Source organism: Nitratireductor sp. StC3 (assembly GCF_003015025.1).
GTDB lineage: Bacteria > Pseudomonadota > Alphaproteobacteria > Rhizobiales > Rhizobiaceae > Mangrovimarina > Mangrovimarina alexandrii.
Window position 1 is genome coordinate 1 of the sequence record NZ_PYBP01000001.1, and the last position, 16,486, is coordinate 16,486.

28 protein-coding genes and 1 pseudogene are annotated in these 16,486 nt (G+C 63.9%); all 29 read left to right on the top strand.

Annotated features, from left to right (window positions below):
- Nucleotides 1-388, top strand: a pseudogene (locus tag C7T96_RS00005) (elongation factor Tu); the annotation flags it as partial.
- 64 nt (nucleotides 389-452) lie between these two features.
- Nucleotides 453-761, top strand: coding sequence for a 30S ribosomal protein S10 (rpsJ, locus tag C7T96_RS00010; RefSeq protein WP_007009511.1), 309 nt, complete (start codon nucleotides 453-455; stop codon nucleotides 759-761).
- A 69-nt stretch (nucleotides 762-830) separates the two neighbouring features.
- Complete coding sequence (gene rplC / locus C7T96_RS00015; RefSeq protein ID WP_106569139.1) at nucleotides 831-1,559, top strand: 50S ribosomal protein L3; 729 nt, start codon at nucleotides 831-833, stop codon at nucleotides 1,557-1,559.
- On the top strand, nucleotides 1,559-2,179 hold the full coding sequence (gene rplD, locus C7T96_RS00020; protein ID WP_106569140.1) for a 50S ribosomal protein L4: 621 nt from the start codon (nucleotides 1,559-1,561) through the stop codon (nucleotides 2,177-2,179). The genes rplC and rplD overlap by 1 nt, the downstream gene beginning before the upstream one ends.
- Nucleotides 2,176-2,469, top strand: coding sequence for a 50S ribosomal protein L23 (locus C7T96_RS00025; protein ID WP_106569141.1), 294 nt, complete (start codon nucleotides 2,176-2,178; stop codon nucleotides 2,467-2,469). The genes rplD and C7T96_RS00025 overlap by 4 nt, the downstream gene beginning before the upstream one ends.
- Before the next feature lie 18 nt (nucleotides 2,470-2,487).
- Nucleotides 2,488-3,321, top strand: a complete 834-nt coding sequence (gene rplB, locus C7T96_RS00030) for a 50S ribosomal protein L2 (RefSeq protein ID WP_106569142.1) — start codon at nucleotides 2,488-2,490, stop codon at nucleotides 3,319-3,321.
- A gap of 13 nt (nucleotides 3,322-3,334) precedes the next feature.
- Nucleotides 3,335-3,613, top strand: coding sequence for a 30S ribosomal protein S19 (rpsS, locus tag C7T96_RS00035; protein ID WP_106569143.1), 279 nt, complete (start codon nucleotides 3,335-3,337; stop codon nucleotides 3,611-3,613).
- A 2-nt stretch (nucleotides 3,614-3,615) separates the two neighbouring features.
- A complete protein-coding gene (gene rplV / locus C7T96_RS00040; protein WP_106569144.1) occupies nucleotides 3,616-4,005 on the top strand; it encodes a 50S ribosomal protein L22 in 390 nt (129 codons plus the stop codon).
- On the top strand, nucleotides 4,005-4,712 hold the full coding sequence (gene rpsC / locus C7T96_RS00045) for a 30S ribosomal protein S3 (RefSeq protein ID WP_106569145.1): 708 nt from the start codon (nucleotides 4,005-4,007) through the stop codon (nucleotides 4,710-4,712). Before rplV ends, rpsC begins: the two co-directional genes overlap by 1 nt.
- A gap of 40 nt (nucleotides 4,713-4,752) precedes the next feature.
- Nucleotides 4,753-5,166, top strand: coding sequence for a 50S ribosomal protein L16 (gene rplP, locus C7T96_RS00050; RefSeq protein ID WP_106569146.1), 414 nt, complete (start codon nucleotides 4,753-4,755; stop codon nucleotides 5,164-5,166).
- Nucleotides 5,167-5,179: 13 nt separating this feature from the next.
- On the top strand, nucleotides 5,180-5,380 hold the full coding sequence (rpmC, locus tag C7T96_RS00055) for a 50S ribosomal protein L29 (protein WP_106569147.1): 201 nt from the start codon (nucleotides 5,180-5,182) through the stop codon (nucleotides 5,378-5,380).
- A gap of 10 nt (nucleotides 5,381-5,390) precedes the next feature.
- Complete coding sequence (gene rpsQ, locus C7T96_RS00060) at nucleotides 5,391-5,636, top strand: 30S ribosomal protein S17 (RefSeq protein ID WP_106569148.1); 246 nt, start codon at nucleotides 5,391-5,393, stop codon at nucleotides 5,634-5,636.
- Between the two features lie 65 nt (nucleotides 5,637-5,701).
- Nucleotides 5,702-6,070 carry a 50S ribosomal protein L14 gene (gene rplN / locus C7T96_RS00065; protein WP_106569149.1) on the top strand — a complete coding sequence of 123 codons (369 nt, stop codon included), beginning with the start codon at nucleotides 5,702-5,704 and terminating at the stop codon, nucleotides 6,068-6,070.
- 12 nt (nucleotides 6,071-6,082) lie between these two features.
- Complete coding sequence (rplX, locus tag C7T96_RS00070) at nucleotides 6,083-6,394, top strand: 50S ribosomal protein L24 (protein WP_106569150.1); 312 nt, start codon at nucleotides 6,083-6,085, stop codon at nucleotides 6,392-6,394.
- Nucleotides 6,387-6,944 carry a 50S ribosomal protein L5 gene (rplE, locus tag C7T96_RS00075; protein WP_106569151.1) on the top strand — a complete coding sequence of 186 codons (558 nt, stop codon included), beginning with the start codon at nucleotides 6,387-6,389 and terminating at the stop codon, nucleotides 6,942-6,944. Before rplX ends, rplE begins: the two co-directional genes overlap by 8 nt.
- A 25-nt stretch (nucleotides 6,945-6,969) precedes the next feature.
- On the top strand, nucleotides 6,970-7,275 hold the full coding sequence (gene rpsN, locus C7T96_RS00080) for a 30S ribosomal protein S14 (protein WP_106569152.1): 306 nt from the start codon (nucleotides 6,970-6,972) through the stop codon (nucleotides 7,273-7,275).
- Between the two features lie 12 nt (nucleotides 7,276-7,287).
- Nucleotides 7,288-7,686, top strand: coding sequence for a 30S ribosomal protein S8 (rpsH, locus tag C7T96_RS00085; protein WP_106569153.1), 399 nt, complete (start codon nucleotides 7,288-7,290; stop codon nucleotides 7,684-7,686).
- 39 nt (nucleotides 7,687-7,725) lie between these two features.
- Nucleotides 7,726-8,259, top strand: a complete 534-nt coding sequence (gene rplF, locus C7T96_RS00090) for a 50S ribosomal protein L6 (RefSeq protein WP_106569154.1) — start codon at nucleotides 7,726-7,728, stop codon at nucleotides 8,257-8,259.
- Nucleotides 8,260-8,271: 12 nt separating this feature from the next.
- The gene (gene rplR, locus C7T96_RS00095; RefSeq protein ID WP_106569155.1) at nucleotides 8,272-8,631 is read left to right on the top strand and encodes a 50S ribosomal protein L18; all 360 of its coding nucleotides are present in this window, start codon (nucleotides 8,272-8,274) and stop codon (nucleotides 8,629-8,631) included.
- A gap of 80 nt (nucleotides 8,632-8,711) precedes the next feature.
- Nucleotides 8,712-9,269: a 30S ribosomal protein S5 gene (gene rpsE / locus C7T96_RS00100; protein WP_106569156.1), complete on the top strand. Its 558-nt coding sequence runs from the start codon at nucleotides 8,712-8,714 to the stop codon at nucleotides 9,267-9,269.
- A 31-nt stretch (nucleotides 9,270-9,300) separates the two neighbouring features.
- Complete coding sequence (gene rpmD / locus C7T96_RS00105) at nucleotides 9,301-9,501, top strand: 50S ribosomal protein L30 (protein ID WP_106569157.1); 201 nt, start codon at nucleotides 9,301-9,303, stop codon at nucleotides 9,499-9,501.
- 19 nt (nucleotides 9,502-9,520) lie between these two features.
- Nucleotides 9,521-9,994: a 50S ribosomal protein L15 gene (gene rplO, locus C7T96_RS00110; protein ID WP_106569158.1), complete on the top strand. Its 474-nt coding sequence runs from the start codon at nucleotides 9,521-9,523 to the stop codon at nucleotides 9,992-9,994.
- Nucleotides 9,995-10,134: 140 nt separating this feature from the next.
- Nucleotides 10,135-11,475, top strand: a complete 1,341-nt coding sequence (gene secY, locus C7T96_RS00115; protein ID WP_106569159.1) for a preprotein translocase subunit SecY — start codon at nucleotides 10,135-10,137, stop codon at nucleotides 11,473-11,475.
- Complete coding sequence (locus C7T96_RS00120; RefSeq protein ID WP_106569160.1) at nucleotides 11,472-12,068, top strand: adenylate kinase; 597 nt, start codon at nucleotides 11,472-11,474, stop codon at nucleotides 12,066-12,068. The genes secY and C7T96_RS00120 overlap by 4 nt, the downstream gene beginning before the upstream one ends.
- Before the next feature lie 189 nt (nucleotides 12,069-12,257).
- Nucleotides 12,258-12,626, top strand: coding sequence for a 30S ribosomal protein S13 (gene rpsM / locus C7T96_RS00125; RefSeq protein WP_106569161.1), 369 nt, complete (start codon nucleotides 12,258-12,260; stop codon nucleotides 12,624-12,626).
- Nucleotides 12,627-12,744: 118 nt separating this feature from the next.
- Nucleotides 12,745-13,134: a 30S ribosomal protein S11 gene (rpsK, locus tag C7T96_RS00130; RefSeq protein ID WP_106569162.1), complete on the top strand. Its 390-nt coding sequence runs from the start codon at nucleotides 12,745-12,747 to the stop codon at nucleotides 13,132-13,134.
- Nucleotides 13,135-13,237: 103 nt separating this feature from the next.
- A complete protein-coding gene (locus C7T96_RS00135; RefSeq protein WP_106569163.1) occupies nucleotides 13,238-14,248 on the top strand; it encodes a DNA-directed RNA polymerase subunit alpha in 1,011 nt (336 codons plus the stop codon).
- Between the two features lie 43 nt (nucleotides 14,249-14,291).
- Nucleotides 14,292-14,723 (top strand): 50S ribosomal protein L17, encoded by a 432-nt coding sequence (gene rplQ / locus C7T96_RS00140; RefSeq protein ID WP_106569164.1) that lies wholly within the window; start codon nucleotides 14,292-14,294, stop codon nucleotides 14,721-14,723.
- Nucleotides 14,724-15,023: 300 nt separating this feature from the next.
- Nucleotides 15,024-16,484: a DegQ family serine endoprotease gene (locus tag C7T96_RS00145; protein ID WP_238719843.1), complete on the top strand. Its 1,461-nt coding sequence runs from the start codon at nucleotides 15,024-15,026 to the stop codon at nucleotides 16,482-16,484.
- Nucleotides 16,485-16,486: the final 2 nt, after the last annotated feature.

Here is a 16,486-nt window from a genome sequence, read left to right on the forward strand (position 1 = left end):
GGACCAGGGCCAGGCTGGCGACAATATCGGCGCGCTTCTGCGCGGTGTCGACCGCGAGGGCGTGGAGCGCGGGCAGATCCTGTGCAAGCCGGGCTCTGTGATGCCGCACACCAAGTTCAAGGCGGAAGCCTACATCCTGACGAAGGAGGAAGGCGGTCGCCACACGCCGTTCTTCACCAATTACCGTCCGCAGTTTTACTTCCGCACGACGGACGTGACGGGTGTTGTGACGCTGCCGGAAGGCACGGAGATGGTGATGCCTGGCGACAACGTGACGGTGGACGTGGAGCTGATCGTGCCGATCGCGATGGAGGAGAAGCTGCGCTTCGCCATCCGCGAGGGCGGGCGCACCGTGGGCGCGGGCATCGTCGCCTCGATCACCGAATAAGGCAAAACCGGTCTGGCGCGGGCGCGGCAATCCCGCCGCACCCCGCCAAACAAGGACACTATCCATGAACGGACAAAATATCCGAATTCGCCTCAAAGCGTTCGACCACCGTGTGCTCGACGCCTCGACCCGGGAGATCGTGTCGACGGCCAAGCGTACCGGGGCGAATGTGCGCGGGCCGGTTCCGCTGCCGACGCGGATCGAGAAGTTCACCGTGAACCGCTCGCCGCATATCGACAAGAAGAGCCGCGAACAGTTCGAGATGCGCACGCATAAGCGTCTGCTCGACATCGTGGATCCGACGCCGCAGACGGTCGATGCGCTGATGAAGCTCGACCTGGCCGCCGGCGTCGACGTTGAGATCAAGCTCTAACGAGCTGAGAAGAGGCGCGGTGGGGCGCTCGAGCCCCGCCCGGGAACTCTTGAGAAGGAAATCGAACCGATGCGTTCAGGTGTTATCGCACAGAAGGTGGGGATGACGCGCATCTACAACGAAGCGGGCGAACACGTGCCCGTGACGGTTCTGCGGATGGAGAACTGTCAGGTTGTTGCGCAGCGCACCCAGGAAAAGAACGGCTACACGGCTGTCCAGCTCGGCGTAGGGCTTGCCCGCGTCAAGAACACGACAAAGGCGCTGCGGGGCCATTTCGCCACCGCGTCCGTCGAGCCCAAGTCGAAGCTGGCCGAGTTCCGCGTATCCCCGGAATGCCTGCTCGACGTGGGCGCCGAGATCACGGCCGACCATTTCGTCGCGGGGCAGAAGGTGGACGTCACCGGCACCTCGATCGGCAAGGGGTTCCAGGGCGTGATGAAGCGTCACAATTTCGGTGGCGGTCGCGCGACCCACGGTAACTCGATCTCGCACCGCACGCACGGCTCGACCGGCCAGAACCAGAACCCCGGCAAGGTGTTCAAGGGCAAGAAAATGGCCGGCCACATGGGTCAGACGCGGGTCACCACCCAGAACGTGGAAGTGGTGTCGACCGATGTCGACCGCGGCCTGATTTTGGTGCGCGGCGCGGTTCCCGGTTCCAAGGGCGCCTGGATCCTGGTGCGCGACGCCGTCAAGGCTTCGCTGCCGGACAATGCGCCGAAGCCGGCCGCGTTCCGGGCCGCTGCCGCGAACGATGCTGGCGCAAGTCAAGCCGCCGCTCAGGAAGGTGCCGAGTGATGGATATCAAGATCACAACGCTGGCCGGCAAGGACGCGGGCAAGGCGTCGCTGTCGGACGAGATTTTCGGGCTCGACCCGCGTGAGGACCTTTTGCAGCGCGTCGTGCGCTGGCAGCTGGCCAAGAAGCAGCAGGGCACCCACAAGACCAAGGGGCGCTCGGAGATTTCGCGCACCGGTGCCAAGATGTACCGGCAGAAGGGGACGGGCCGCGCCCGTCACTCGTCGGCGCGGGTTCCGCAGTTCCGCGGCGGCGGCCGGGCCCACGGGCCGGTGGTGCGCAGCCATGAGCACGAACTGCCCAAGAAGGTGCGCGCGCTCGGCCTGAAACACGCCCTGTCGGCGAAGGCCAAGGCGTCGAACCTGATCGTGATCGACGATCTGGCGCTGCCGGAGGCCAAGACCAAGGCCTTGGTCGCCAGCTTCCAGAAGCTCGGTCTCGACAACGCGCTGATGATCGGCGGCGCGGAGATCGACGCCAACTTCAAGCAGGCGGCGGCGAACATCCCCAATATCGACGTGCTGCCCATCCAGGGCATCAATGTGTACGACATTTTGCGCCGCGGTACGCTGGTTCTGTCGAAATCGGCCATCGAGGCGCTCGAGGAGCGTTTCAAATGACGGATCTGCGCCATTACGACGTGATCGTCAGCCCGGTGATCACCGAAAAGTCGACCATGGCCTCGGAAGTCAACCAGGTGGTCTTCAAGGTCGCCCGCAAGGCGTCGAAGCCGGAGATCAAGGCTGCCGTGGAGGCGCTGTTCGGCGTCAAGGTCATGGCCGTCAACACGCTCGTTCGCAAGGGCAAGGTGAAGCGGTTCCGCGGCACTATCGGCCAGCAGAGCGATGTCAAGAAAGCCGTCGTGACGCTGGCCGAGGGCCAGTCGATCGATATCGCGACGGGTCTTTGAGAGGCTTGAGGTAGGGTTATGGCACTCAAGAAGTACAATCCGATCACGCCGAGTCAGCGTCAGCTGATCATCGTCGATCGCTCCGGCCTCTACAAAGGCAAGCCGGTCAAGGGCCTGACGCAGGGTCTGACGAAATCCGGCGGCCGCAACAATGCCGGCCGGGTGACGGCGCGCTTCATCGGCGGCGGCCACAAGCGGACCTATCGCGTGGTCGACTTCAAGCGGCGCAAGGTCGACGTGTCGGCGACGGTCGAGCGGCTGGAATACGATCCGAACCGTTCGGCGTTCATCGCGCTGGTGCGCTACGACGACGGCGAGTTGTCCTACATTCTGGCGCCGCAGCGCCTGGCGGTCGGCGACAAGGTGATCGCCGGCGCGTCGGTGGACGTGAAGCCGGGCAATGCGATGCCGCTGTCGGCGATGCCGATCGGCTCGATCGTGCACAATGTCGAGTTGAAGCCCGGCAAGGGTGGCCAGGTGGCGCGGTCGGCGGGCGCTTATGTCCAGCTGGTCGGTCGCGACCAGGGCATGGCGATCCTGCGACTGAATTCCGGCGAGCAGCGCCTGGTGCACGGTTCGTGCATGGCCACGATCGGCGCGGTCTCCAATCCCGACCACGCCAACATCAATGACGGCAAGGCCGGTCGCACGCGCTGGCGCGGCAAGCGTCCGCACAATCGCGGCGTGACCATGAACCCGGTCGACCATCCGCATGGCGGCGGCGAAGGCCGCACGTCGGGCGGTCGCCATCCGGTGTCGCCTTGGGGCAAGCCCACCAAGGGCAAGCGCACGCGCTCCAACAAGTCGACCGACAAGTTCATCATGCGCTCGCGTCATGCGCGCAAGTCATAAGAGGTAACGCGAAGTGACCCGCTCAGTCTGGAAAGGCCCTTTCATCGACGGCTACATGCTGAAGAAGGCCGAGAAGGTGCGCGAGAGCGGCCGCAACGAGGTGATCAAGATCTGGAGCCGTCGCTCCACCGTTCTGCCTCAGTTCGTCGGCCTGACCTTTGGCGTTTACAACGGCCAGAAGCACGTGCCGGTTTCCGTGTCGGAAGACATGGTCGGGCATAAATTCGGTGAATTCGCGCCGACCCGGACCTATTACGGCCACGGGGCGGACAAGAAGGCGAAGAGGAAATAACCATGGGCAAGGCCAAAGCTCCGCGCCGGCTTGCTGACAACGAGGCGCGCGCCGTGTTGCGCACGATCCGCGTCAGCCCTCAGAAGCTCAACCTGGTGGCCGCGATGATCCGCGGCAAGAAGGTGGCGAGCGCGCTCGCGGATCTCGAATTCTCGCGCAAGCGCATCGCCGGCACGGTCAGAAAGACACTGGAATCCGCGATCGCAAATGCGGAAAACAACCACGATCTCGATGTTGATTCGCTTGTCGTGGCGGAAGCCTTCGTTGGCAAGTCGATCACCATGAAGCGGTTTCATGCGCGCGGCCGTGGTCGTGCCAGCCGCATCGAGAAGCCATTCTCGAACCTGACGATCGTGGTTCGCGAAGTAGAAGACAACGTGGAGGCCGCCTGATGGGCCAGAAAGTCAATCCGGTCGGGCTTCGTCTCGGCATCAACCGGACCTGGGACTCGCGCTGGTACGCCAATACCGGCGAATACGGCAAGCTGCTGCACGAGGACATCAAGATCCGTAAATATCTGATGTCCGAACTCAAGCAGGCCGCGATTTCCAAGGTGGTGATCGAGCGTCCGCACAAGAAGTGCCGCGTGACGATCCATGCCGCGCGCCCGGGCCTGATCATCGGCAAGAAGGGCGCCGACATCGAGAAGCTGCGTCGCAAGCTGACCGAGATGACCCAGTCGGAGACGCATCTCAATATCGTCGAGGTGCGCAAGCCCGAGATCGACGCGACGCTGATCGCGCAGTCGATCGCCCAGCAGCTCGAGCGCCGTGTCGCGTTCCGGCGCGCCATGAAGCGCGCGGTGCAGTCGGCCATGCGGTTGGGCGCGGAAGGCATCCGCATCAACTGTTCCGGCCGTCTCGGCGGGGCCGAGATCGCCCGTATGGAATGGTATCGCGAGGGCCGCGTGCCGCTGCATACGCTGCGCGCCGACGTCGACTACGGGACCGCCGAGGCGCAGACCGCCTACGGCATCTGCGGCGTCAAGGTGTGGGTGTTCAAGGGCGAGATCCTCGAGCACGACCCGATGGCGTCCGAACGCCGCGTGGCCGAGAGCGAGAATCAGGGCGGCGGTGGCCGTCGTCGCGAAAACGCCTGATCGGTTGCCGCGGGCAAAACGGAATTTGGAGTAGAAAACGATGCTGCAGCCGAAGCGCACGAAGTTCCGCAAGCAGTTCAAGGGTCGGATCCATGGCGCGGCCAAGGGCGGCACCAATCTCGATTTCGGGTCCTTCGGCCTGAAAGCACTCGAGCCGGAGCGCGTGACCGCGCGCCAGATCGAGGCCGCACGCCGCGCGATCACCCGCGAGATGAAGCGCCAGGGTCGGGTGTGGATCCGCATCTTCCCGGACGTGCCGGTGACGTCGAAGCCGACCGAAGTCCGCATGGGCAAGGGCAAGGGCTCGGTGGATTACTGGGTCTGCCGGGTCAAGCCGGGCCGGATCATGTTCGAGCTCGACGGCGTCAACGAGACGATCGCGCGCGAGGCGCTGCGGCTCGGCGCTGCCAAGCTCCCCGTCAAGACGCGCTTCGTGCAGCGCATCGTCGAATAGAAAGGGCTGACAGATGAAAGCCTCGGATATCAGGGCCAAGACCCTCGACCAGCTTACCGACGATCTCGCCGGCCTGAAGAAGGAGCAGTTCAACCTGCGCTTCCAGCAGGCCACCGGTCAGATCGAGAAGACCGCGCGCGTCAAGCAGGTCCGTCGGGACATTGCGCGTATCAAGACCATCGTCGCCGAGAAGTCGGCGGACAAGAAGGCGTAAGGACAAACACATGCCAAAGCGCATCCTGCAGGGCACGGTCGTGTCTGACAAGAACGACAAGACCGTCGTCGTCAAGGTCGAGCGTCGCTTCACCCATCCGGTGATGAAGAAGACCGTGCGTACGTCGAAGAACTACAAGGCGCATGACGAGGCCAACAGCTTGAAGGTCGGCGATACCGTGCTCATCCAGGAATCGCGGCCGATTTCGAAGGACAAGCGCTGGGTCGTGGTGACGACCGAAGCGCAGGCCGAATAGCAACGATCAAGGAAGCCGGGGAGGGCGTTGGCCTGTCCCCCTGAACAAGAAGAAGGCGGCCAGTCATGATTCAGATGCAAACAAACCTCGACGTCGCGGATAATTCCGGCGCCCGTCGTGTCATGTGCATCAAGGTGCTGGGCGGCTCGAAGCGGAAATACGCTTCCGTCGGCGACATCATCGTGGTGTCGGTCAAGGAAGCCATCCCGCGCGGCCGCGTGAAGAAGGGCGATGTGATGAGGGCGGTCGTGGTTCGCACGGCCAAGGATATCCGTCGTCCGGACGGCAGCGTCATTCGTTTCGACAAGAATGCCGCCGTCTTGGTGGATAACAAGAAAGAGCCGATCGGCACGCGTATCTTCGGACCGGTGCCGCGCGAACTGCGCGCGAAGAGCCACATGAAGATCATCTCGCTCGCGCCGGAAGTGCTTTAAGGAGCCGGACTGATGCAGAAGATCCGTAAGGGCGACAAAGTCGTCGTGCTCGCCGGCAAGGACAAGGGCCGCACCGGTGAAGTTTTGAAGGTCATGCCGAAGGACGACAAGGCGGTCGTGCGCGGCATCAACGTTGTACGCCGCCACCAGCGGCAGACGCAGACCCAGGAAGGCGGCATCGTCGCGATCGACGCGCCGATCCACCTGTCCAACCTCGCGCTGGCCGATCCCAAGGACGGCAAGCCGACCCGCGTCGGCTTCGAGGTCAAGGACGGCAAGAAGGTGCGCGTCGCCAAGCGCTCGGGAGTAACGATCGATGTCTGAGAAGGCTTACGAACCCCGCCTGAAGACGCTCTACAGGGAGACGATCCGCAAGGCGCTTCGCGACCAGTTCAGCTACGCCAACGAGATGCAGGTTCCGCGTCTCGACAAGGTCGTCATCAATATGGGTGTCGGCGAGGCCACGGCGGATTCCAAGAAGCCGACCACGGCGGCGGAAGACCTGGCGCTGATCGCCGGCCAGAAGGCGGTCGTGACCCGCGCCCGCAACTCGATCGCCGGCTTCAAGGTTCGCGAGGGCATGCCGATCGGCGCCAAGGTGACGCTGCGCAAGGATCGCATGTACGACTTCATCGATCGTCTGGTGACGATCGCGCTGCCGCGCGTGCGTGACTTCCGCGGGCTGAATGCGAAGAGCTTCGATGGCCGCGGCAATTTCGCCATGGGCATCAAGGAACATATCGTGTTTCCCGAGATCAATTACGACAAGGTCGATCAGATCTGGGGAATGGACATCATCGTTTGTACGACTGCCCCGACCGACGACGAGGCTCGGGCCTTGCTGAAGGCCCTGAACTTCCCGTTCAGGCAGTAACGGCAGCGAGAAAGGACAATCTGAAATGGCAAAGACCAGCTCAGTCGAAAAGAACAAGCGCCGCCGCCAACTCGTTGCGCGCCATGCCGCCAAGCGCGCCGCGCTCAAGGCGATCGTGATGGACCGCAGCCTGCCGATGGAAGACCGCTTCCGCGCCCAGCTCAAGCTTGCCGCGATGCCGCGCAACTCCTCGAAGGTGCGTATCCGCAACCGCTGCGAGGTGACCGGTCGCCCGCGTGCCTATTATCGCAAGCTGAACATGTCTCGTGTGGCGCTGCGCGAACTGGGCTCGCTGGGAATGATCCCGGGCCTTGTGAAGTCGAGCTGGTAAGGAGGGCGTGCGATGTCCATGAGTGATCCTCTCGGCGATATGCTGACCCGCATCCGCAACGCCTATGGCCGCAAGAAGAACACGGTATCGACGCCGGCGTCCAAGCTGCGTGCCCGCGTTCTGGAAGTGATGAAGTCGGAAGGTTATATCCGCGACTACAGCCAGACGGATTTCGACAACGGCAAGTCGGAAATCGAGATCGAACTGAAATATTTCGACGGCGTGCCGGTGATCCGCGAGATCGCCCGCGTGTCGAAGCCCGGTCGGCGCGTCTACGTATCGGCCAAGTCGATCCCGCAGGTTTCCAACGGCCTCGGCATCTCGATCCTGTCCACGCCCAAGGGCGTGATGGCGGACCACGAGGCGCGCGAGAACAATGTCGGTGGCGAGGTCCTGTGCCAGATCTTCTGATCGGGCTGGGAAACGGAACAGGAAGACGAGGACGGGAAAATGTCTCGTATTGGTAAGAAACCCGTGCCGGTGCCCGAGGGCGTCACGGCCAGCGTCGACGGCCAGACCGTCAGGGCCAAGGGCCCGAAGGGCGAGCTCACCTTCGTCGTCAATGACGAAGTTCTGGTCAAGCTCGACGATGACGGCATCAAGGTCGACCCGCGCGACCAGTCCAAGGACGCGCGCTCCAAGTGGGGCATGTCGCGCACGATGATCGGCAACATTCTCGACGGCGTGAAGAGCGGCTTTGAAAAGCGGCTCGAGATCACTGGCGTCGGTTATCGCGCCGCGATGCAGGGCAAGAGGCTCCAGCTTTCGCTGGGCTTCAGCCACGAGGTCGTCTACGAGGCTCCGGAAGGCATCGAGATCGCGGTGCCGAAGCCGACCGAAATCGTGGTCAGCGGCATCGACAATCAGAAGGTCGGCCAGGTCGCCGCGGAAATCCGCAAATATCGCGGCCCCGAGCCCTACAAGGGCAAGGGCGTGCGTTATGCCGACGAGCGCATCGTGCGCAAAGAAGGCAAGAAGAAGTAAGGAAAGCAGGCCATGGCTTCGAAGCATCCCGCTCAGCGCCGCGCCGCCCGCGTTCGCCGTCAGTTGAAGGCGGTGTCGGGCGATCGCCTTCGGCTTTCGGTTCACCGGTCGTCGAAGAATATCTACGCCCAGATCATCGACGATCAGAAGGGCCATACCGTCGCCGCCGCGTCGACGCTCGAGAAGGACCTCAAGGGGTCGCTCAAGACCGGTGCGGACGCGGACGCGGCAGCCGCCGTCGGCAAGTTGCTTGCCGAACGCGCCGTCAAGGCCGGCGTCAAGGACGTGGTTTTCGACCGCGGCGCCTATCTCTATCACGGCCGCGTCAAGGCGCTGGCCGAGGCAGCCCGCGAGGGCGGCCTGAGCTTCTAATCGCCGCCCGCATGGCCTTGTGACGCCGTGCGGGTTCTCAACACCAACCGTGCTTCCGGAAAAGAACAAGGAACAGGATAATGGCACAGGATCGCAGGGACGGTCGCAATCGTGACCGCGACGAGCGCGACAGCGAATTTGTCGACAAGCTCGTTCACATCAACCGCGTCGCCAAGGTCGTCAAGGGCGGCCGGCGGTTCGGCTTCGCCGCACTTGTCGTCGTGGGCGACCAGAAGGGCCGCGTCGGCTTCGGTCACGGCAAGGCTCGCGAAGTGCCGGAGGCGATCCGCAAGGCGACCGAGAGCGCCAAGCGCGAGATGATCTTCGTGCCGTTGCGTTCGGGCCGTACGCTCCATCACGATGTGGCCGGCCGCCACGGCGCCGGCAAAGTGCTTCTGCGCGCCGCCAAGGCCGGTACCGGCATCATCGCCGGCGGTCCGATGCGCGCCGTGTTCGAGACGCTCGGCGTGCACGACGTGGTCGCCAAGTCGATGGGAACGTCCAATCCCTACAACATGGTGCGCGCCACGTTCGACGCTCTCAAGCAGCAGATGCACCCCAAGGACATCGCCGCCCAGCGCGGCATCAAATATTCGTCGCTTCAGGCGCGCCGCGGCTCCGCCGCCGCCGAAGAATAGGCCGTCGATCGGCTGACTGAGGAGCAGGACAATGGCTGAGAAAAAGAGCGGCAAGACCGTTACGGTCGAGCAGACCGGCAGTCCCATCCGTCGCCCGGGCGTGCAACGCGCGACGCTGATCGGGCTGGGACTCAACAAGATGCATCGCCGGCGCACGCTGGAGGACACGCCTTCCGTGCGCGGCATGATCGCGAAAGTGCAACATCTCGTCCGCGTCGTGGACGAGGCCTGAGCGACGCTGGAGTATCGACATGAAACTCAACGAACTGAGTGACAAGGACGGCGCGACCCATTCGCGCAAGCGTGTCGGGCGCGGCATCGGCTCTGGTCTGGGCAAGACCGGCGGTCGTGGCGTTAAGGGCCAGAAATCGCGTTCGGGCGTGTCCATCAACGGCTTCGAGGGCGGCCAGATGCCGATTTACCGGCGTCTGCCCAAGCGCGGCTTCAAGGTTCCTTTCCCGAAGGAATTCAACGTCGTGTCGCTGGCCCGCATCCAGACCGCGATCGATGCCAAGAAGCTCGACGCCAAGGAGACGGTGACGGCCGAGGCGCTCGTCAAGGCCGGCGTGATTCGTCGCGTCAAGGACGGTGTGCGCCTGGTTTCGGACGGCGAGCTGAAAGCCAAGCTGACCTTCGACATTGCCGGCGCCTCGAAGGCGGCCGTGGAAAAGGTCGAAAAGGCAGGCGGTTCCGTCAAAGTGCCGGAAAAGCCCGCCGCGGAATAGACCGGCACCCGGTGCGACCGATAGCGGCGGCCCAAGGCCGCCGCTTGCATCTTGGCTGGCCGGAGCCTATCTCGGGGCTTCGGCGACGCGCGCCGTTCGGAACGAACGGACCAGCGGCGTGACGAAGCGGAGAATTTTCCATGGCATCTGCTGCTGAGCAACTAGCATCCAATCTCAATTTCGCCGCCTTCGCCAAGGCGGAGGATCTCAAAAAGAGAATCTGGTTCACGCTCGGCGCGCTGCTTGTCTACCGGCTCGGCACCTATATCCCCATTCCCGGCATCAATCCGGAAGCCTTCGCCCAGGCGTTCGAACAGCAGTCGGGCGGGGTGCTCGGCATGTTCAACATGTTTGCCGGCGGCGCGGTCGAGCGTATGGCGATCTTCGCGCTCGGCATCATGCCCTACATCTCCGCCTCCATCATCATGCAGTTGATGACGTCGGTGATCCCGACGCTGGAACAGCTCAAGAAGGAAGGCGAGCAGGGCCGCAAGGTCATCAACCAATATACGCGCTACGGCACGGTGTTGCTCGCAACCGTCCAAGCCTACGGCATCACGGTCGGATTGGAGAGCGGGACCAACATCGTCGCCGATCCGGGCTGGTTCTTCCGGATTTCGGCCGTCATCACGCTTGTCGGCGGCACCATGTTCCTGATGTGGCTGGGCGAGCAGATCACCGCGCGCGGCATCGGCAACGGCATTTCGCTGATCATCTTTGCCGGCATCGTCGCAGGCCTGCCTTCCGCGCTCGGCGGTACGCTGGAACTCGGCCGCACCGGGGCCCTGTCGACCGGCATCATCCTGGCGATTATCGTGCTGGCGATCGCGCTCATCGCGCTGATCGTGTTTTTCGAACGCGCCCAGCGCCGGCTGCTGATCCAATATCCGAAGCGCCAGGTCGGCAACCGCATGTTCCAGGGCGACACCTCGCACCTGCCGCTCAAGCTCAACACGGCCGGCGTCATTCCGCCGATCTTCGCCTCCTCGCTTCTTCTGCTGCCGGCGACACTCGCGGGCTTTTCCGACACGTCGACCTTGCCGGGCTGGGCCAATTCGATACTGGCCACGCTGGGCCACGGTCAGCCGCTCTACATGATCCTGTACGCGGCGATGATCGCCTTCTTCGCCTTCTTCTACACCGCGATCGTGTTCAATCCGAAGGACACGGCCGACCAGCTGAAGAAGCATTCCGGCTTCATTCCCGGCTATCGCCCGGGCGAGCGGACGGCCGAATATATCGATTACGTGCTCACGCGCATCACCGTGGTCGGCGCGATCTATCTCGTTCTGGTCTGTTTGGTGCCCGAGTTCCTGATTTCGGCCACCGGCGTTCCCTTCTACCTTGGTGGTACTTCCCTCCTGATCGTGGTCAGCGTAACACTCGATACCGTTTCGCAGGTCCAGGGACATCTGATCGCGCATCAGTATGAGGGGCTGATCAAGAAATCGAAGCTTCGCGGAGGAAAGAGGGGGCGATGAGGCTGATACTGCTCGGTCCGCCGGGAGCGGGGAAGGGGACGCAGGCGCAAAGGCTGGTCGAAAAACACGGTATTCCGCAGCTGTCGACGGGCGACATGTTGCGGGCCGCCGTCAAGGCCGAAACCGATGTCGGGCTCCGGGCCAAGGCGGTCATGGACGCAGGCGAACTGGTTTCGGACGCGATCGTCAACGCCATCGTCGGCGAAAGGATCGACCAGCCGGACTGCGCGCGTGGTTTCATCCTCGACGGATATCCACGCACGCTGGCCCAGGCCGACGCGGTCGAAGCGATGCTGTGTGAACGTGGCCTGGGTCTCGACGCGGTGATCGAACTCGTCGTCGACGACAAGGCCTTGGTCGGACGCATCGTCAAGCGGGCCGAGGAGGCCCAGGCAGCCGGGCAGCCGCCGCGCAAGGACGACAACCCGGAAGTGTTCGACGAGCGTCTGCGCGAATATTACAAGAAGACGGCGCCATTGATCGGCTATTACCATGCCAAGGGCAAGCTGGTCGGGGTCGACGGCATGGCCTCGATCGACGCGGTCACCGAGGCGGTCGAGGCCGTTCTCCAGGAAATCGCGCCAGTACGCTGAATGACCGGTTGACGGGACGGGCTGCTTGGACTATAGCGGCGCGTCTCCCATCAGACAGACAGTCGGCTGGGCCGGTTCGGCTCGGCTTTGTCGTTGCATCTGAAGGGAACCTTTGCAAGGGCCGGGCTCCACCGGACGCGAAGCGGTTTTGGATAAGCGCCGGCATGGCCGGCCCACATGGAGATACAGATGGCTCGTATAGCCGGCGTCAACATTCCGACCAACAAGCGCGTTGTCATCGCGCTGCAGTACATTCACGGCATTGGCCCGAAGTTCGCGGCCGAGATCGTCGCCAAGGCGAATATCCCCGCCGACCGCCGGGTGAGCCAGCTGACCGATGCCGAAATCATGCATATCCGCGAATCGATCGATCGCGACTATCAGGTCGAGGGCGATCTGCGTCGCGAAGTGTCGATGAACATCAAGCGTCTGATGGATCTGGGCTGCTATCGCGGTCTGCGCCATCGCCGGTCGCTGCCGGTTCGCGGTCAGCGCACCCATACCAATGCGCGCACCCGCAAGGGGCCGGCCAAGGCGATCGCCGGCAAGAAGAAGTAAGAGTGGGCAGGCGGAGGCCGTCGGGCCGGTTGATCCGGTCCGGGGGTGAGACCCGCCAGTCCGTCAAGGTGTAGCCGCTGGCATTACGGCGGCGTCGATATCGAACGAAAGGAATAATATGGCCAAGGAAGCCGCGCGTGTTCGCCGCCGCGAGCGCAAGAATATTTCGTCGGGCGTGGCGCATGTCAGCTCGACCTTCAACAACACCATGATCACCATCACCGACGCGCAGGGCAATACCATCGCCTGGTCGTCGGCCGGTGCCCAGGGCTTCAAGGGATCGCGCAAATCGACCCCGTTCGCGGCGCAGATCGCGGCCGAGGATTGCGCGCGCAAGGCCCAGGAACACGGCATGCGCCAGCTCGACGTCGAAGTGAGCGGACCGGGGTCGGGCCGCGAATCGGCGCTGCGCGCGCTGCAGGCGGCCGGCTTCACGATCTCCTCGATCCGCGACGTCACGGCGATCCCGCACAATGGTTGCCGCCCGCGCAAGAAGCGCCGGGTCTGACGCAGGTCGATACCACGCCGCACGAGCGCCGGGTGCGCTCCCCCGCGGTTTCCAGCTCGCCCGCCACGATTGGATGGTGGCGGGGTACCGGAAGGACAAACACATGATCCAGAAGAACTGGCAGGAACTGATCAAGCCCAACAAGATCGAGTTCTCGTCCAAGAGCAAGACGGTGACGACACTCGTCGCCGAACCGCTGGAACGCGGTTTCGGGCTGACGCTCGGCAATGCGCTTCGTCGCGTGCTGTTGTCGTCGTTGCGCGGTGCAGCAGTCACCGCCGTCCAGATCGACGGCGTCCTGCACGAATTCTCCTCCATCGCCGGTGTGCGCGAGGACGTTACCGACATCATCCTCAACATCAAGGAAATCGCGATCCGCATGGAGAGCGACGGTCCCAAGCGCATGGTCGTGCGCAAGCAGGGGCCGGGTGTCGTGGTGGCCGGCGACATTCAGACGGTCGGCGACATCGAGGTGCTCAACCCCGATCACGCCATCTGCACGCTCGACGAGGGTGCGGAAATCCGCATGGAGTTCACCGTCGACACCGGCAAGGGTTACGTGCCGGCCGAGCGCAACCGTGCCGAGGACGCGCCGATCGGGTTGATCCCCGTCGACAGCCTGTACTCGCCGGTCAAGAAAGTGTCCTACAAGGTGGAAAACACCCGCGAGGGCCAGGTTCTCGACTATGACAAGCTGTCGATGACGCTGGAGACCGACGGGTCGATCACCGGCGAGGACGCGGTGGCGTTTGCCGCGCGCATCCTGCAGGACCAGCTCGGCCTGTTCGTCAATTTCGAGGAGCCGCAGAAGGAGGTCGCCCAGGAACAGGTGACCGAACTGGCCTTCAACCCGGCTCTGTTGAAGAAGGTCGACGAACTGGAATTGTCGGTGCGTTCGGCCAATTGCCTGAAGAACGACAACATCGTCTATATCGGCGACCTGATCCAGAAGACGGAAGCCGAGATGCTGCGCACGCCGAATTTCGGGCGCAAATCCTTGAACGAGATCAAGGAAGTCCTGGCCGCCATGGGCCTCCATCTGGGCATGGAAGTGCCGGACTGGCCGCCGGACAATATCGAAGATCTCGCCAAGCGCTACGAAGATCAGTATTGAGAGCCGGCTGGTCCGGACAGTTTGGATTTGAAGGAGAAGGCTCATGCGACACGGACGTTCCGGCCGCCGGCTGAACCGCACCGCAAGCCACCGCAAGGCCCTGTTCACCAACATGGCCGCATCGCTCATCGAGCATGAGCAGATCACCACCACCTTGCCGAAGGCCAAGGAGCTGCGTCCGATCGTGGAAAAGCTCGTCACGCTCGGCAAGCGCGGCGATCTGCACGCACGCCGGCAGGCGATCTCGCGCGTGGGCAGCGACAAGCTGGTTCAGCGTCTGTTCGACACCATCGCGCCGCGCTACGCCGAGCGCAATGGCGGCTATCTGCGCATCATGAAGGCGGGTTTCCGCCACGGTGACAACGCGCCGATGGCGGTGATCGAGTTCGTCGACCGCGACGTTTCGGCCAAGGGCGCTGCCGATCGCGCCCGCGTCGAGGCCGAGGACAAGGTCGAGGAGACCGAGGCCGCGTAAGCGACCCAAGGTCAGTATCGGAAGAGCTGGAAGGGGCCGGACGGCCCCTTCTTTGCGTGCGCGGCATTTTTTCAGGCACGCAAGAGCCAGCCGCATCACCGCGATCGGGCCGCGGGCGACGCCGCCTGGTCGACCGGGACAACGGCTGCGCACAAACATGCCCGATGCGGCCGTTACGGCCTTGGGCCGCCTTCCAATTTGCACAATCGGGGTGACAATGGGACGAGTGCCGCCTTGGAGGATTCGTTGATGCGCAAATTGCTGGCCGTCGCGCTGGTCTCGTTGGCAATCGCAGCCCTGATGCCGCTCGGCACCGCGGTGCCTTTGCATGCGCAGGAAGATGCCGGCGGGCTGCGCGGCCTTTTGAACGAACTCCTGCCTGGCCGGAACGGGCAGGACGACACCCAACCCGCAGAAACCGGGGCCACGCAGAGCGGTCCCGAGCGCAGGGTGCCGTTTGCCCGCAAGGACATTCAATTGTCGTTCGCGCCGCTGGTGCGCGAGACCGCGCCGGCCGTCGTCAATGTCTATGCCAAGCAAGTGGTGGCGGCGCGTTCGCCCTTTGCCGGCGACCCGTTTTTCGAACAGTTTTTCGGCCGGCGCATGCCGCCCCGGGTGCAGTCCTCGCTCGGCTCGGGCGTGATCGTCGATCCCTCGGGCCTGATCGTGACCAATTATCACGTCATCGGCGAGGCGGACGACATCAAGGTGGCGCTGTCGGATGGGCGCGAATATGAAAGCGCGATCCTGCTCAAGGATGAATCGCTCGACCTTGCGGTTCTGAAGATCGAGGCTGATGCGGATTTCCCGACCATCGCCATCGGCGATTCCGATGCGCTGGAGGTCGGCGATCTGGTGTTGGCGATCGGCAACCCGTTCGGCGTTGGCCAAACGACGACCAGCGGCATCGTGTCGGCGCTGGCGCGCAACCATATCGGCATCGTCGATTTCGGCTTTTTCATCCAGACGGACGCCGCGATCAATCCGGGCAACTCGGGCGGCGCGCTGATCGACATGGCCGGCCGCCTGGTCGGCATCAATACCGCGATCTACAGCCGTACCGGCGGTTCGATCGGCATCGGTTTCGCCATTCCCTCAAACATGGTGCGCGCCGTCGTGGAAGCCGCTCGGCAGGGCGAGGACCATTTCGAACGGCCGTTCGTGGGGGCGCAGTTCGAGCCCGTCACCGCGCAGATCGCCGAGGCGCTCGGCATGGAGCGACCGGCCGGCGCGCTGGTGGCGGCGGTCGACGCCGAGGGCCCCGCGGCGACCGCGGGGCTCAAGCCCGGCGACGTGGTGCTGGCGCTCAACGGCGCGTCGATCGAGCATGTCGACGCGCTTGGCTACCGTCTGGCCACGCAGCCAATGGGCAGCGCGGTCGCGTTCGACATACTGAGCCAGGGGGCCAGGCGCCAGATCTCGGTGACGCTGGCGCGGGCGCCCGAAGGCAGGGGCGGCGGTCCTGTCGAAATCGACGGCGAGAGCCCGTTTGCCGGCGCCAGGGTGGCCACGCTGTCGCCACGTCTCGCCCAGCGCCTGCGCCTGCCGGCGCGCACGACGGGCGTGGCGATGGTCGAGGTGCCGCGCGGATCGCCTGCGGCCGGGTTCGGGTTCAGGCCGCGCGACATCGTGCGCGAGGTCAACGGTGTGCCGATCGACACGGTCGAGGCTCTCGTCTCCGCGGCGTCTGAAAACACGCGCTGGTGGCGCTTCACCGTCGAACGCGACGGCCAGTTGCTGCGCCAGATGCTGCGTTACTGACG

Bases quoted from the DNA above. Each gene is read 5' to 3' on its own strand.
- rplP (WP_106569146.1), top strand. From the start codon at position 4,753: ATGCTGCAGCCGAAGCGCACGAAGTTCCGCAAGCAGTTCAAGGGTCGG.
- rplE (WP_106569151.1), top strand. From the start codon at position 6,387: ATGTCTGAGAAGGCTTACGAACCCCGCCTGAAGACGCTCTACAGGGAG.
- rpsK (WP_106569162.1), top strand. From the start codon at position 12,745: ATGGCCAAGGAAGCCGCGCGTGTTCGCCGCCGCGAGCGCAAGAATATT.
- rpsQ (WP_106569148.1), top strand. From the start codon at position 5,391: ATGCCAAAGCGCATCCTGCAGGGCACGGTCGTGTCTGACAAGAACGAC.
- rpsC (WP_106569145.1), top strand. From the start codon at position 4,005: ATGGGCCAGAAAGTCAATCCGGTCGGGCTTCGTCTCGGCATCAACCGG.
- C7T96_RS00025 (WP_106569141.1), top strand. From the start codon at position 2,176: ATGACGGATCTGCGCCATTACGACGTGATCGTCAGCCCGGTGATCACC.
- rplD (WP_106569140.1), top strand. From the start codon at position 1,559: ATGGATATCAAGATCACAACGCTGGCCGGCAAGGACGCGGGCAAGGCG.
- rplR (WP_106569155.1), top strand. From the start codon at position 8,272: ATGGCTTCGAAGCATCCCGCTCAGCGCCGCGCCGCCCGCGTTCGCCGT.
- rpsM (WP_106569161.1), top strand. From the start codon at position 12,258: ATGGCTCGTATAGCCGGCGTCAACATTCCGACCAACAAGCGCGTTGTC.
- C7T96_RS00135 (WP_106569163.1), top strand. From the start codon at position 13,238: ATGATCCAGAAGAACTGGCAGGAACTGATCAAGCCCAACAAGATCGAG.
- rpsH (WP_106569153.1), top strand. From the start codon at position 7,288: ATGTCCATGAGTGATCCTCTCGGCGATATGCTGACCCGCATCCGCAAC.
- rpsN (WP_106569152.1), top strand. From the start codon at position 6,970: ATGGCAAAGACCAGCTCAGTCGAAAAGAACAAGCGCCGCCGCCAACTC.
- C7T96_RS00120 (WP_106569160.1), top strand. From the start codon at position 11,472: ATGAGGCTGATACTGCTCGGTCCGCCGGGAGCGGGGAAGGGGACGCAG.
- rplO (WP_106569158.1), top strand. From the start codon at position 9,521: ATGAAACTCAACGAACTGAGTGACAAGGACGGCGCGACCCATTCGCGC.
- rplV (WP_106569144.1), top strand. From the start codon at position 3,616: ATGGGCAAGGCCAAAGCTCCGCGCCGGCTTGCTGACAACGAGGCGCGC.
- rplF (WP_106569154.1), top strand. From the start codon at position 7,726: ATGTCTCGTATTGGTAAGAAACCCGTGCCGGTGCCCGAGGGCGTCACG.
- rpmD (WP_106569157.1), top strand. From the start codon at position 9,301: ATGGCTGAGAAAAAGAGCGGCAAGACCGTTACGGTCGAGCAGACCGGC.
- rplC (WP_106569139.1), top strand. From the start codon at position 831: ATGCGTTCAGGTGTTATCGCACAGAAGGTGGGGATGACGCGCATCTAC.
- rplQ (WP_106569164.1), top strand. From the start codon at position 14,292: ATGCGACACGGACGTTCCGGCCGCCGGCTGAACCGCACCGCAAGCCAC.
- C7T96_RS00145 (WP_238719843.1), top strand. From the start codon at position 15,024: ATGCCGCTCGGCACCGCGGTGCCTTTGCATGCGCAGGAAGATGCCGGC.
- rpsJ (WP_007009511.1), top strand. From the start codon at position 453: ATGAACGGACAAAATATCCGAATTCGCCTCAAAGCGTTCGACCACCGT.
- rplX (WP_106569150.1), top strand. From the start codon at position 6,083: ATGCAGAAGATCCGTAAGGGCGACAAAGTCGTCGTGCTCGCCGGCAAG.
- rplB (WP_106569142.1), top strand. From the start codon at position 2,488: ATGGCACTCAAGAAGTACAATCCGATCACGCCGAGTCAGCGTCAGCTG.
- rplN (WP_106569149.1), top strand. From the start codon at position 5,702: ATGATTCAGATGCAAACAAACCTCGACGTCGCGGATAATTCCGGCGCC.
- rpsE (WP_106569156.1), top strand. From the start codon at position 8,712: ATGGCACAGGATCGCAGGGACGGTCGCAATCGTGACCGCGACGAGCGC.
- secY (WP_106569159.1), top strand. From the start codon at position 10,135: ATGGCATCTGCTGCTGAGCAACTAGCATCCAATCTCAATTTCGCCGCC.
- rpmC (WP_106569147.1), top strand. From the start codon at position 5,180: ATGAAAGCCTCGGATATCAGGGCCAAGACCCTCGACCAGCTTACCGAC.